We start from the raw sequence: 12,338 nt of genomic DNA on the forward strand, positions 1-12,338 counted from the left end.
CCGGGATCGCCGCGGTGCGGCCGGATGTGATCGACCTCGGCCGCCGCCACCACGAGCCCGAGCCCGGCGCAGTCGGCGCAGAGCGGATGGGCCGCGAGGAAGCGCGCCCGCGCCCGCCGCCACCGGCCGGTGGCATAGAAGGCGGCACCCGCCTGCGCCGCGGCGCCTGCCTTGGCCCGAGCTTTCCGCGCCCGTGCCTTCGCCTCGGCCTCGGCGGCGTGATCGGCGCAGTGGGCGCGGCCCTCGAGCGCGAGCTCCTCGCAGCCGGGCGCGCAGCAGAGTTTGCGGATCAAGGGGGAGGCTCCAAAACGAAGCGCCCGGAGAGCTTCTGCTCGCCGGGCGCTTGTCTTCGATGATGGCAATCTGCCGAACCGAACGGGCCGCGTCAAGCGGGTGTCAGCTCCATGCCTCGTGGAGCGCCTGCAGTCCCCGCTGGAGCCGGTCGAGCTGGCGGGCCTCGTGCCGGCTGTTGAGCCGCCCGGGCAGGCTGCGGAGCGACTGATCGTCCAGAACGACATGCTGGATGACGGGCCGGGCGAAGGTCGGGACCAGCTCCCACATGCGGAAGAACTTGCGGCGCCGGTCCACCCGCTCGGCCTCGGGATCATGGGTGCCGCTCGTGTCCACTTTCACGATGGCGGCCAGCGGATCGCGCGCGGGCATGCCTGACGCCGCCTCGAAGAGCTCGGCCGCGATGTTCGCCTGCTCGACCGAGAGCTTGCCCTGCCGGTGATAGCGCCCGACCCAGGTCTCGCGCCTCGTGCGGATCACCCGGTTCGGGTTGCTCTTCCTGCCGGTCTTCGGGTCGACCTCGGCCACCTCCTCGATCCGCTTGCCCGCGATCTGCGCGGGCGTCAGCGGCCCGAGATCCCACGGCGCGAGCTTCAGGCTCACCAGCTTCGCCTTCATGGCCTTCCGGCCCTTCGCGCCCTTCATGCGGCACCCTTCTCGTTGTTGTTGTTCTTGTTGCCGCACCGGCTCTGTCCGCCGCATGTCCACCGCGCCGCCGATCATGCCGCCGCCCCTTCCTTCCGACCGCGCCCGGCATCGACCAGCGCGCGGGCCTGGGCCCGGTCGCGGAGGTAGAGCTCGAGCCAGTCCCGATCCTCCCGGCTCGCGGTCTCCCGGTCGATCCGGTCGCGGATCAGCTCGCAGCGCCGGGCATTGTCCTGCGCCTGATCGCGGATCTCGCGCAGGTCCATCGCGAGCGGCGGGCGGGGATGCTTCAGGAGCCAGCGGTAGAGCTCCACCAGATGCCCGCCCGCTTCCGCCTTCGGTCCCTCGACCGAGGCGAGCCAGCTCGAGACCAGCCGCCGCTCGGCCGGCGGCGGCTCCTCGATGGCGCGTGCGAACTGGCGGATCAGCACCTCGGACGGCCAGACCCCATCCGCCGCGCTGTCGATCAGCACCTCGGCCAAGGTCATGAGGTTCTCCGCGCCCATGTAGCCCAGCTGCTCGCAGAGCCTGGCCATCGCCGCCTCATGCGCCGCGGCGGCCGTGCCGCGCCGCCTCACCATCCCGGCCTGCTCCAGCCGGTCCACCACCAGCGCCTTCACCCGCGCCCGCTCCTCTGCTTTCGTCATGGCCATCCCTTTCTCAGCCAGCCACGCCTGCCGTCTCGCCACCGGTTCCGGTGGTTCCGGAACTCTGTTCTGTCTTGTCTCTGTCAGTGTCTTGTGCGCGGGACAGAATTCGGCCCGAAGCGGCCGCGTCCGTCCGGATCCGTCCGGTTCTGTCCAACTCTGTCCGCGTTCTGTCCCGATCCGTCCGGTTCTGTCCCGAACTGTCCGCATTCTGTCCGTCGGACAGAAGTTTCCGTTACACGGCAATCCCTTGCAGGACGTCCGCCTGCGCCAGCGCATCCGCCTCCAGCGCGCGGCGCACCATGTCGCGGGTCCGGTTGCCGGGGCAGTGCTGGGCGAGCCAGCCGTCCACGCGCTCGAGAAGCCCCGGATCGGCCGCCATCTTCCGCGTGCCGCCCGCCTCGAGGATCTGGTCGGGGAGCCGCGCGAGACGCTTTCTCCGCCGGCCGGCCTCGCCTTCGACGCGGCGCTTCTCTCGCAGGCTGAGACTTTCGAGGATGATCTCGACCACCACGCCGTGCATGAGCCGCACCTCGCCGTCGCACTGGCAGGGCACCCACTTGTAGAGCGGCGACCAGTCGCGCGCGCGGTAGGATTGCCAGGCCTTCAGGTCGAGCATGAGCAGCGCCGCGAGCTGCACGTCGTCATCCGGGAGGGTGCCCACCGGGGTCTGCTTCTGGCTCAGGCAGAAAAGATCGAAGGCGAGGCCGCGCACGTCGGGCGGCGCCGAGAGCCGGAAGCGGCTGTTCAGCCACCGGTCGTGATGCCAGGCCATGAAGAAGTGGGTCGTGAGCCGCTGGTTCGGATCGAGCGGATAGTCCGGGAGCTGCCCGGTCTCGATCAGCCGCGGCGAGGGGCGGGGGAGGGTCATGGCCGCGCCCTCCGCGGCGGGTCTGCAGGAAGATCAATCCTCATCGGGGAACCTCCGAAGCATAGATGAAGACGGGCACCTGGGCGGCGAGGGCGGATGCGACCTCGTGCCGGATGCCGGTGGATTGCGCCCAGCCGCGGATCTCGGGGACCACGACGGCGGCGCAGACGGACAGGATGGGGCGGCACCAGTCCTCCCAGAGGACCGGGTTGAACGGATCGATCCGGAGCCGGGGGAACATGGTGGCGTGGAGCGCAGCGGCGGAGAGCACGACGGGCGAGATCGCCGTGACGCCGACCTCGAGGAGCCGCGCCACCTCGCGCGCCGCCTCGGCCATCGCCGCCTCGGACTGATCCCGCGACCAGCACCCGTCCGGGCCGATGGCGCGGAGCGTGTAAGGGCTCGCCAGATAGACCGGCCGCCCCCAGCGCGCATGCCGCGCGACGAGCGCCGGATCGGCATGCCAGCGCAGGAGATCGGCCTGGCCCGCCGGATGGCGCCGCAGCGCGGCCCACCCGCTCGATCGAAAAGCGCCGGAGGCCGAAGCCCCCGGCGAAGTGGCCGCGTCCTGTACAGGCAAGGGCGCGGCGGCGGTCACAGAAGGCTCCCGAGAGCCGTGGCGAGGATCGCGGATCCGGCGAGAACGGACGGCACGAGCCACCAGCCCGAGGGCAGGAGACGAGGCGAAAGCTCCTCGCCTTCGGCCTCGTCTTTCAGCCATGTCTCGGTCAGCCGGGAAGAATATTTCCGCGACTGTTTCTTGAAGTGCAGATGGTTGCAGAAGGCGCGGAAGGACCGCGCCTCGTAGAACCGCTGCATGAGATACCAATAGACCCGCCTCATCCCCGTCCCTCGATGATGCTGAAGATTTCCTCGCCGCAGGCGATGGTCATGACCGCGAAGACATGGCGCAGCGCCGCGTCGTTCTCGCATTGCAGCCAGTTCCGGACCTGCCGCTCGCTCACGCCGAGCACCGGCGCGGCCTTCGCCGCCAGATCCCGCTCCGAGGAGGCCGGGAAGGCACGCCACAGAAGCCCCGCGAACCTTTTCCGGCTCGCTCGGGCATGAACGTCACTTTGGGCAAGATTTTTCCGCATGTTCACTCCATCTTCTCCCTTGGGCAGGGGTTTTGATGACGAAGCGATTTCACGACCGGAAAGGGGGGCGGCGTAGAGCATTACGCCGCCCCCTTAACTTCGCTGGACCGGTCGTGGACGGCCAGCATCCATTCTGCCGTTGCGAACGTCAGGCCTCGAGCGGCGGCAGCCTTTACGACTGCAGCTTGCCAGTCAGCAGGAACACGTCCTGCCCTCGCCCACTTGTGGACGGCCTCCACATTCGCGCCGACTTCAGCGGCGAAGGCCCGGCGCGTCGGCCAGCAAGCGATCAGCTTTTCGATCAGGTTCTCGGTCTGCATGCGGCGCATTCTGGACAAAACATCCAGAAATACAAGATGGAAGAAACTTCAATGGGCAAACTTTCCATTTGTCGTCAAAATGTGCCCATGAAATCAGTGCCTAGCAGGCTACCCAAGATTGACCAGGCTGGCGTGGCGCGCCGGCTCGAAGCCCTAAGAGACGCACTTGGTCTCGATAAGGGCGAGTTCGCACAATCGTTCGGCCTCGATCCTTCGAGCTATTCCAAGGTGCTGCAGGGCAAGAAGCCGCTGAAGTCCGAGTACGGCCACGCCATAGCCGAAGGCTGGGGTGTCAGCATGGACTTTATCTATCGGGGCGACATGTCCCGGATCGACGAGACCTTGCGAGCTAAGGTCATGCAGAACCTCACCGCACCGATGCGATAGAGGCGATCAATCGACATTCCGGAAGCATCGGCAAACGCGAACAGCAACCGGTCTCCTGCATCCAGTCTCATCTCTACCCCTCTTGTTCACATGCGGCTCTAGGCAAACTATGGCCATCACAGCGCCATTTCGGTCGGTGCCAGGTCGGGGATCGTCGTATGCCGCAACGGCGGAGATCCGCGCCCTAGTGAAAATTCTCTTTTTTTGCTCGCACCATACGATGACGGCAAGCGCAACCCTCGGCCGCTCCGGACGTTTCTGAGTTCTCCCGCTCCACGGCCAAGGCTTCCCCACCTGTCACTCCGACACTGCTCGTTGACTGCGGCTACTCCAGCTCATCAACGATCCCTCCGGAGCCCAAGTCAGCGACGCTCCTCAAGCAACTGGACGTTACATCCATCAATAAGTTGACGATGGAAGAAATGTCCAGCATGTTGAGGCGCACTTACTTGCATGGAGATCCTCATGCCCGCCACCGCCATCCGTTACCCGGCCTCTGCGCCGGTTGCCCGCTTCGCCCTCCTCGACCTGACCGAGCCCCAGCTGCGCCGGCTGCTCGCCGCGGCCGAGGCGGGGCTCCCGCAACTCGACGCCGCCGACGACGAGATCGCGGCCGAGGTCGACACCATCCTCGCCCAGGCGCGGGAGGCGCTCGGAGCATGAGCCGGATCCTGCCCCTCACGCCCCGCGATCTGAATGCCGTGCGCCATCGTGCCGAGCACGCGCCCACGCCCGAGATACGCGAGGCCGCCAGCCGGCTCCTGACGGAACACGAGCTGGCCGTTGCCATCGGCCGCCCGCTGCACCGCGCCCGGCCGCGGCCCGCCTTCCGCATGAGCAGGCCGAGCCCGCTCGGGTCGAACCTCACCGGTTTCTTCGTGGGCGCGCTCGCGCTCCTGGGCTTCCTGTTCGTCGCGACGGTCCTCTGGGCGCACGCTACCGATGTGGCCGAGACCATGCGCCAGCAGGCCAGCGCGATGCGGGGCATGTGATGAAGGCCGCCCCGCAGCCCGCGCCGCGCCCGCGTCCAGTTCCGGTGGAGAGCCTCAATGCAGCCGATCTCGACCGCATGGCCGCGGCCATCGACAGCGGCCGGATCCGGAAGCCGCCGATGAAGGAGACGCCGGCCGACCGCGCCGTGGCGGAGGCCGTCTATCAGGTCGCGGCCGACGAGCTCCGCCAGTTCATCGAACGCTACGAGCAGCTCGAGGCCGAGAAGAAGGAGATCGGCGGTCAGCAGAAGGAACTGATGGCCGAGGCCAAGGGCCGCGGCTATGCGCCGAAGATCCTCAGGATGATCGTGGCGCTCCGCAAGCGCACCCGCGACGACATCGCCGAGGAGGAGACGCTCCTCGAGCTCTACAAGGCCGCGCTCGGCATGGCCTGACCTAGCCCCGGCGCGGCGGGTTTTCCGCGCAGCTTCCGTTCACCTCGCCCGGCGCCTCCGCGGCCCGGGCCCTTTCTCCCGAACCTGCGGAGCATTCCCATGAAGAGCAAATCCTCGATCCTGTCCGCCTGGCGGCAGGTCCTCTCCGAAACGGCGCGGTATCTTCCGTTCGGCGGTGCCACTTCGGAGGACCGGCCCGGCCTCTATCGCCGTGTCGCGCGCAGCTGCGGCGTGCCGGTTGAGGCGGTGCGCCGAGCGGTGGAGGCCTCCGGTGGCTGATCCCATGCGCATCCTGATCGGCTGCGAGACATCGGGCGTGATGCGTCGGGCCTTCGCCGCCCGTGGGCATGACGTCTGGTCCTGCGACCTCCTGCCGGCCGAGGATCGCTCGAACCGCCACATCGTGGGCGACGTGCGCCACCATCTGGCCGATGGCTGGGATCTGCTGGTCGTGGCGCACCCGCCCTGCACGCGGCTCTGCAACAGCGGCGTCCGGTGGCTGCACGAGCCCTCGAAGCGCCTGCCCGAGACCTATGCCGCGGCGGAACGCGAGGCATTCGCCCGGATGGGTCGCGAGGAGCGGCTGGCCTTCCTGTGGGCCGACCTCGATCGCGGGGCGGCGCTGTTTGCGGCCTGCTGGCAGGCGCCGGTGCCGCGCGTGGCGGTCGAGAACCCGGTGATGAACCCGCACGCGCGAGAACGCCTGCCGGCCGACCTGCCGCGGCCGCAGACGGTGCAGCCGTGGTGGTTCGGCGAGCCCTTCTTCAAGGCGACGAGCTTCTATCTGCGCGGCCTGCCGCGGCTCGCCGCCACCAACCGGCTGACGCCGCCCCGGCCCGGCACGCCCGAGCACAAGAGCTGGTCGGCCGTCCACCGCGCGCCGCCGGGGCCCGACCGCTGGAAATTCCGCAGCCGCACCTTCGAGGGCGTGGCCGAAGCCTGCGCCGACCAGTGGGGCGGGTGGGCCGAAGGGGAGGCCGCGGCATGTGGGTGAGGCTGCCGAACGTGAACGAGGAACACGAGGAGGTCTAGGACATGCGATCAGCCACCGTCACGAAGACCGCGATCAGCCGCGCCATTGCCGCCTGGAAGGAATCTGGGCTGAAGGTCGGCGGGATGGAGATCACCAAGGACGGCACCATCCGTATCACGGCCGCGATGGACGATTCGGCGCCCGTGGCTCAGCGTGGTGGGCCGAAGCAGTGGCCGACCAGGTGATCGACGTGAAGCACAACTTCCCGGGCCTCCTGCGCGAGAAGCTCCCGTCCGGGGCCATCCGCTTCCGTGTCCGGGCCGAGGGCAACAAGCGGCTCCGCACCCCCATCCCGGTCGGGCCCGACCATGCTGACTTCTATCACCACTATACGGCCGCCCGGGAGGGGCGGCGCTGGGAGGGGCCGTCGCCCGAGAGCAAGGCGGTCGCCCACTCCATCCAGTGGCTGGTGGACAAGTATCTCGCGCACCTTGGGCGGCTGGTCGACGCCGGACAGGCCTCGAAGCTGACGCTTCAGCAGCGGCGATCCCAGCTGCGCAGGCTCTGCGCCATGCCCACCGACGACGGCGGCGGCATCTACGGCGAATATGACATGTGCGCGCCGCGGAGTGCCTTCATTGCCGCCCGGGACCAGTGGCGCGACAAGCCCGGCGAGGCGAACAACCTCATCAAGTCTGTCTCGGCCATGTATCGCTGGGCCATCGAGGAGGCTGAGCTCCTCGCCGAGAACCCGGTCAAGGGCATCAAGAAGCTCGCCATGAAAGGGGAGGGGGCGGCGCCCTGGACGCCGGAGGATCTGAAGAAGTTCCGGGACAGGCATCCGCTCGGCACCACCGCGCATCTGTGGCTCACGCTGCAGATGTTCACGGCCTGCCGGATCGACGACGCGCGCAAGCTCGGCCGCCGGCATGAGGTCGAGAGGGCCGGGGAGCTGTGGCTGGACTTCCAGCCCAGCAAGAAGGGAAGCGCGCCGGTGTCGATCCCGATGATGGCGCCCCTCCTGCGGGCCGTCCGGGCGCAGAAGGTGCAGGGGGCGACCTATCTTCTGACCGACTACGGCAAGCCCTTCAGCACAGCCGAGAGCCTGCGCAACCGCGTCCGCAAATGGTGCTCGGCGGCCGGCATCGAGGGGAAGTCCTCGCACGGGATCCGGAAGGCCGTGGCCGAACTCTTGGCAGAGGCCGGCTGCACCCAGCACCAGATCATGGCGATCATGGCGCACACACAGGCGAAGACCTCCGAGATCTACACGAAGGGCGCGCAGCGGCGGGTGCTGGCGGCAGATGCCCTAGCCGCTCTGAGCGACATGGAGTGGTGACGAAGAGACGACCTCGCCCCCTGCGTCAGGCGATGGTGCTGCTTGGAGATCATGGCCCAGTGGGCACAATGACTTGTTGGACAGCTGCTCCCGAAGGACTGCTGTCTGCTAGGCGCAGAAGCGGACCCCCGCTGCTGCTTGGCCGAGCGCAGCAAGATTGCGCGCCCGGCCCAAAGCGGACCTTGGTGTAAGTTGCCCTGAAGGTCGGCTTCGGAACCCATACCTGCGCCGCGAGGCCGACCCAGCCCGGCAGTAATTCTCAGCTTATCCCAGCCCGATTCATCGACCGACGATATTAAATGTGATATGCTCTTAATCAATCGGTGAGCCAGAGGTCCTGGCGCGTCGGACATTGCGAAGGTTCGAGCGCATGCGAACAGTCATGTATTCACCCTTGCGAGCGGGAGTTGCTCGGCGGACGCGAGCTTGCTCTTCTTGGAACCATGGTTGGAATTACCCTGTCGTGGCAGCGGTTTGGTTTGCGGGAGTATTGACTGGCGCGGTTCCGGCCGCAGCGACACCTCCCGAAGCCGTGCAGCCGGATTTCACCGGCCCCCCGAATGAGCTGTCACACGAAACGCGATGGTTCGACTTCCGGACCGATGCTGCGGCAGGCGAGGTTTACCGGAGCATCAATCGCTCCTTCTGGGTGCAAGTTCAGAACGACAGCGACAACGATTTGAGGATTATCTGGCACATCGCCGGTGTTGATGGCTGGGTCGAGCCAGGCAGCGACCGGGCCTGGCCCCGCGACCTCGTCGTGGGGTCCGAGCGGCAGATAAATGTCTTTACCAGTTGTGTCTCCTACGGAAACCGGGGCTCCGATCACGTTACAGCGACGCTGATCGGACCGTCTTGGGAAATCCAGCCGTCCCAGGAGCAGGTTGACGCGCAGTGCGCGGGCCTTGAGGGCAGACCCACCCTCGTTGATCCGCCGCCGGCCACCCAGGAGACGGAGATTTTCCCATTTTCACGCTTCTACGATTTCATATTTCCGTCGTCGCTCGATGAGCCCGGGAGCACCATGCTGCGCATACGCGCGAACTACACGATCAATCCTGAGACGGAGTGGGCTTACCAGGCCACTCTCGATTTCGAACTTGGTCGCGCGGAAGGCTATGAGGGTGGCGATCCGCGCGGGATGAAGTTATCAATTTTCCAAGCCTCTGAGGAGGACCAAGTGATCGCTGACGCCTTGGAGGCAAGTTTTCCCGACGGTCTCCAGCCCGGGCTCGTTGAGCCACCTGTAGTATTTGGCACGGTCGAGGAGCCGGGAGACGAGCCCGTCTTTGGTTCGGTGAAGTTCTATGTCGAGGGAGGTGAGGAGACCGTCTGGCGCATGGCGCAGCTCGGCCTCGGCTTCGAAACCGCCGACGGGGAAAGGGCCGCGACCCTCTACATTCCAGTCTTCAGCACCTTGGAGCAATAGGGTGCTTCTATGGCCGCGTGTTCAGCACTTGAATTCGAGCCGCCATTCCCCGAATTGGGTGCGGGGTGTAGTCACGTTTGGCCAGAACTCCGTTCGGAGTGGGGCCTGGGTCCGCGGCAACTGGCGGAGAAGAGCTCGACGCTCTTTAAGAGCGCCGGGAGGCCCTGCACGCGAGGCGAATAGGCCATGACCGATCCTCCGAAAAGTCTGCTCGAGAAGCTCTTCGAAGGCGTTTCTTTTGAAAGGCTCGGTAAAAACTTTGTGGAGATGATCGTGGCCTGCATGACGCCGGCCTTGGTTATCCTGCTCGATTCGCAATTCCAGATCCTTGGGGGCGAAGGCTCCTTTCTCTACAATCCCGAATGGAAGTCCGGAGCGCACGCTACGGCGCTGTCCATCTGTTTCCCGATCGCATTCGTGTTGAGCTTCCTTCTGAGGTCGACTTCCGAAAGGCGACTACTCAACTTAGGAAAAATCATCTTCATCCTCTTCTGTGTGTCTGTCGTTCTTTGCCTCGTTTTCTACTTCAGTATCAACGCCATGGGTCGGGAAGCGAGCGAACTCGCGCAAGATGCCTGGATGTTGTTCTACATACTCGCTTACGTGTTCCTGACGGTGTCCGGGACGGCATACGCAGTGAAATATATCGGGTGAGGCCGTCGCGCTGCACGCCCATGTGCAGATACGAAGAAGAGTTTTCCTGCGGAGTCCGACCTCCGATAGAGTTTCCAGTTGCAGCGAAGAAGGAGCATGTGCGGCGAAAGGCAGGAATGTTCCGCACTCCGGACATTAGTGGAGCCTGCGGCGAAGGTCCGTTTCCCGCCCTCTGCGGCAACGCGGTGCATTGCGCTGCGTCCCGCATGAGTGACGGCAAAGGGCTGGTAGCGGTCATCATGCTTCGAGCCTTCATAGATCTCCCGAGCGCTGTTCGTTGCGGAGGGCCGGCCAAGAGGCGCCGCCCTCTCGGCATGCGCATGGTCCGGTCTCGCCCACTTTAAGGGTGCGGATCGTGTCCTCAAGGGAGCCGCTCGAGTGGCCGGAACCTCGCGTCTGCGGCTCGGTGTCCCACGGTCCCGAAAATTGGGACACCTTACGTTGTTCTTGCGGGATAAAATGCTGGAATGCTAGGCCCGGAGGGACTCGAACCCCCAACCAAGGCGTTATGAGCGCCCTGCTCTGACCATTGAGCTACAGGCCCGGCCGGTTCCGGTTAAGGCGAAGAGGCGCAGGGGTCAAGCGCGCTTCGCGTTGCGGAGGCGCCGTTGATCGTCTAGAGCAGCCGCAGGCAGCGGCAGGGGTGAAAGATGGCCGAAGAGCAGAAGGGTCTGACCTACGCGGACGCGGGCGTGGACATCGACGCCGGCAATGCGCTCGTCGAGCGGATCAAGCCCGCGGCGAAGCGCACCGGGCGTCCGGGAACGGTTTCGGGCCTTGGTGGCTTCGGCGCGCTCTTCGACCTCAAGGCCGCGGGCTACACCGACCCGGTGCTCGTTGCCGCGACTGACGGTGTCGGCACCAAGCTGCGCATCGCCATCGACACGGGCGAGGTGGACACGATCGGCATCGACCTCGTGGCCATGTGCGTGAATGACCTCGTCTGCCAGGGCGCGGAGCCGCTGTTCTTCCTCGACTACTTCGCCACCGGCAAGCTCGAGGTGGAGCAGGCCGCCCGCATCATCGAGGGCATCGCCGAAGGCTGCGCCGCCTCGGGCTGCGCGCTGATCGGCGGGGAGACGGCCGAGATGCCGGGCATGTATCACAAGGGCGATTTCGACCTCGCCGGATTCGCCGTGGGCGCGATGGAGCGCGGTGCCGACCTGCCGCAGGGCGTGGCCGAAGGCGACGTCCTGCTCGGGCTCGGCTCGAACGGGGTCCATTCGAACGGCTATTCCTTCGTGCGCAAGGTGGTCGAGCTTTCGGGGCTGGGCTGGGACGCGCCGGCACCCTTCGGCGAGGCGTCACTCGGGCGCGAGCTCCTTGCGCCGACGCGGCTCTACGTGAAGCAGGCGCTGGCCGCCGTGCGTGCGGGCGGGGTCCATGCGCTGGCCCATATCACCGGCGGCGGGCTGACCGAGAACCTGCCGCGCGTGCTGCCCGAGGGGCTCGGCGCCCGCATCGACCTTGGCGCATGGGAGCTGCCGCCGGTGTTCCGGTGGCTGGCCGGGACCGCCTCAATGGCCGAAGCGGAGCTTCTCAAGACCTTCAACTGCGGCATCGGCATGATCGTCGTCGCAGCTGCCGACCGGGCCGACGAGATCGCGGCGCTGCTCGTGGCCGAGGGCGAGACGGTGACGCGCATCGGCGAGGTGATCGCCGGCCATGGCGTGAGCTACGACGGCCGCCTTCTGTGAAACGCGTCGCCGTCCTGATCTCGGGCGGAGGCTCGAACATGCTCGCGCTCCTGCGCAGCATGGAGGGCGACCATCCGGCGCGTCCGGTGCTGGTGGCCTCGAACGACCCGCAGGCGGCGGGCCTCGCGCGGGCAGCCGCGCTCGGCGTGCCGGTCGCGGCAGTGGATCACCGGCCGTTCCACGGAGACCGCGCGGCCTTCGAGGCCGCGCTGCTGCAGCCGATCCTCGCGGCCGAGCCCGACATCCTCTGCCTCGCGGGCTTCATGCGCGTGCTGACGGCGGATTTCGTCGGCCGGTTCGAGGGCCGGATGCTGAACATCCATCCCTCGCTGCTGCCGAAATATCAGGGGCTGCACACCCACCAGAGGGCGCTCGATGCGGGCGACGTCGAAGCGGGCTGCACCGTGCACGAGGTGACGGCCGCGCTCGACGACGGGCCGATCCTCGGGCAGGCGCGGGTGCCGGTGCTGCCGGGCGACACGGCAGAGACGCTCGCCGCCCGGGTGCTCGCGCGGGAGCATGTCCTCTACCCCGCGGTTCTGCGCCGTTTTGCGGCAGGCGACCGCAGTCCGCTGCAGCTCGACTGACGCAAACGCCCATC

At 66.9% G+C, this 12,338-nt stretch carries 20 protein-coding genes and 1 tRNA gene; 12 read left to right on the forward strand and 9 right to left on the reverse strand.

Annotation, left to right across the window (positions count from 1 at the left end; translation table 11 throughout):
• From ACTVZP_RS17635 to ACTVZP_RS17670, 8 genes are all read right to left on the reverse strand, one after another.
• Positions 1-293 (reverse strand): HNH endonuclease (locus ACTVZP_RS17635; RefSeq protein ID WP_443213478.1); only part of this gene is annotated, 293 nt, incomplete at its 3' end.
• 103 nt (positions 294-396) lie between these two features.
• Positions 397-936, reverse strand: coding sequence for a hypothetical protein (locus ACTVZP_RS17640; protein WP_443213479.1), 540 nt, complete (start codon positions 934-936; stop codon positions 397-399).
• 74 nt (positions 937-1,010) lie between these two features.
• The gene (locus tag ACTVZP_RS17645; RefSeq protein WP_002720775.1) at positions 1,011-1,589 is read right to left on the reverse strand and encodes a hypothetical protein; all 579 of its coding nucleotides are present in this window, start codon (positions 1,587-1,589) and stop codon (positions 1,011-1,013) included.
• A gap of 229 nt (positions 1,590-1,818) precedes the next feature.
• Positions 1,819-2,454, reverse strand: coding sequence for a hypothetical protein (locus ACTVZP_RS17650; protein WP_443213480.1), 636 nt, complete (start codon positions 2,452-2,454; stop codon positions 1,819-1,821).
• Positions 2,455-2,494: 40 nt separating this feature from the next.
• Positions 2,495-3,052 (reverse strand): DUF1937 family protein, encoded by a 558-nt coding sequence (locus tag ACTVZP_RS17655; protein ID WP_443213481.1) that lies wholly within the window; start codon positions 3,050-3,052, stop codon positions 2,495-2,497.
• Positions 3,049-3,297 carry a hypothetical protein gene (locus ACTVZP_RS17660; protein WP_443213482.1) on the reverse strand — a complete coding sequence of 83 codons (249 nt, stop codon included), beginning with the start codon at positions 3,295-3,297 and terminating at the stop codon, positions 3,049-3,051. The genes ACTVZP_RS17655 and ACTVZP_RS17660 overlap by 4 nt, the downstream gene beginning before the upstream one ends.
• A complete protein-coding gene (locus tag ACTVZP_RS17665; protein ID WP_002719227.1) occupies positions 3,294-3,551 on the reverse strand; it encodes a hypothetical protein in 258 nt (85 codons plus the stop codon). The genes ACTVZP_RS17660 and ACTVZP_RS17665 overlap by 4 nt, the downstream gene beginning before the upstream one ends.
• 80 nt (positions 3,552-3,631) lie before the next feature.
• Complete coding sequence (locus ACTVZP_RS17670) at positions 3,632-3,871, reverse strand: hypothetical protein (protein WP_443213483.1); 240 nt, start codon at positions 3,869-3,871, stop codon at positions 3,632-3,634.
• A gap of 51 nt (positions 3,872-3,922) precedes the next feature.
• On the opposite strand from ACTVZP_RS17670, the gene ACTVZP_RS17675 reads away from it, so the two are divergent.
• The 10 genes from ACTVZP_RS17675 to ACTVZP_RS17720 all read left to right on the forward strand — a co-directional run bounded on the left by ACTVZP_RS17675 (position 3,923) and on the right by ACTVZP_RS17720 (position 10,040).
• Entirely contained in the window at positions 3,923-4,258 is a 336-nt protein-coding gene (locus ACTVZP_RS17675) for a helix-turn-helix domain-containing protein (RefSeq protein ID WP_443213484.1), read from the forward strand.
• A gap of 465 nt (positions 4,259-4,723) precedes the next feature.
• Complete coding sequence (locus ACTVZP_RS17680; RefSeq protein WP_443213485.1) at positions 4,724-4,921, forward strand: hypothetical protein; 198 nt, start codon at positions 4,724-4,726, stop codon at positions 4,919-4,921.
• Positions 4,918-5,250, forward strand: a complete 333-nt coding sequence (locus tag ACTVZP_RS17685) for a hypothetical protein (RefSeq protein ID WP_443213486.1) — start codon at positions 4,918-4,920, stop codon at positions 5,248-5,250. The genes ACTVZP_RS17680 and ACTVZP_RS17685 overlap by 4 nt, the downstream gene beginning before the upstream one ends.
• Positions 5,250-5,645: a DUF2312 domain-containing protein gene (locus ACTVZP_RS17690; protein ID WP_443213487.1), complete on the forward strand. Its 396-nt coding sequence runs from the start codon at positions 5,250-5,252 to the stop codon at positions 5,643-5,645. The genes ACTVZP_RS17685 and ACTVZP_RS17690 overlap by 1 nt, the downstream gene beginning before the upstream one ends.
• A gap of 99 nt (positions 5,646-5,744) precedes the next feature.
• Complete coding sequence (locus ACTVZP_RS17695; protein WP_443213488.1) at positions 5,745-5,924, forward strand: hypothetical protein; 180 nt, start codon at positions 5,745-5,747, stop codon at positions 5,922-5,924.
• A complete protein-coding gene (locus ACTVZP_RS17700; RefSeq protein ID WP_443213489.1) occupies positions 5,917-6,639 on the forward strand; it encodes a hypothetical protein in 723 nt (240 codons plus the stop codon). The genes ACTVZP_RS17695 and ACTVZP_RS17700 overlap by 8 nt, the downstream gene beginning before the upstream one ends.
• 41 nt (positions 6,640-6,680) lie before the next feature.
• Entirely contained in the window at positions 6,681-6,863 is a 183-nt protein-coding gene (locus tag ACTVZP_RS17705) for a hypothetical protein (protein ID WP_443213490.1), read from the forward strand.
• 5 nt (positions 6,864-6,868) lie between these two features.
• A complete protein-coding gene (locus ACTVZP_RS17710; RefSeq protein ID WP_443213491.1) occupies positions 6,869-7,957 on the forward strand; it encodes a site-specific integrase in 1,089 nt (362 codons plus the stop codon).
• 463 nt (positions 7,958-8,420) lie between these two features.
• Positions 8,421-9,386, forward strand: coding sequence for a hypothetical protein (locus ACTVZP_RS17715; RefSeq protein WP_443213492.1), 966 nt, complete (start codon positions 8,421-8,423; stop codon positions 9,384-9,386).
• A gap of 186 nt (positions 9,387-9,572) precedes the next feature.
• Positions 9,573-10,040, forward strand: a complete 468-nt coding sequence (locus ACTVZP_RS17720; protein ID WP_443213493.1) for a hypothetical protein — start codon at positions 9,573-9,575, stop codon at positions 10,038-10,040.
• A gap of 471 nt (positions 10,041-10,511) precedes the next feature.
• Here ACTVZP_RS17720 and ACTVZP_RS17725 read toward each other — a convergent pair.
• Positions 10,512-10,584, reverse strand: a tRNA-Ile gene (locus ACTVZP_RS17725).
• A 106-nt stretch (positions 10,585-10,690) separates the two neighbouring features.
• On the opposite strand from ACTVZP_RS17725, the gene purM reads away from it, so the two are divergent.
• Together purM and purN are read left to right on the forward strand one after the other, a co-directional pair.
• Positions 10,691-11,737 (forward strand): phosphoribosylformylglycinamidine cyclo-ligase, encoded by a 1,047-nt coding sequence (gene purM, locus ACTVZP_RS17730; protein ID WP_443213494.1) that lies wholly within the window; start codon positions 10,691-10,693, stop codon positions 11,735-11,737.
• Entirely contained in the window at positions 11,734-12,324 is a 591-nt protein-coding gene (gene purN / locus ACTVZP_RS17735) for a phosphoribosylglycinamide formyltransferase (RefSeq protein ID WP_443213496.1), read from the forward strand. Before purM ends, purN begins: the two co-directional genes overlap by 4 nt.
• The last annotated feature ends 14 nt before the right edge of the window (positions 12,325-12,338 follow it).

The organism is Rhodobacter sp. NSM (assembly GCF_052244495.1).
Classification (GTDB): Bacteria; Pseudomonadota; Alphaproteobacteria; order Rhodobacterales; family Rhodobacteraceae; genus Cereibacter_A.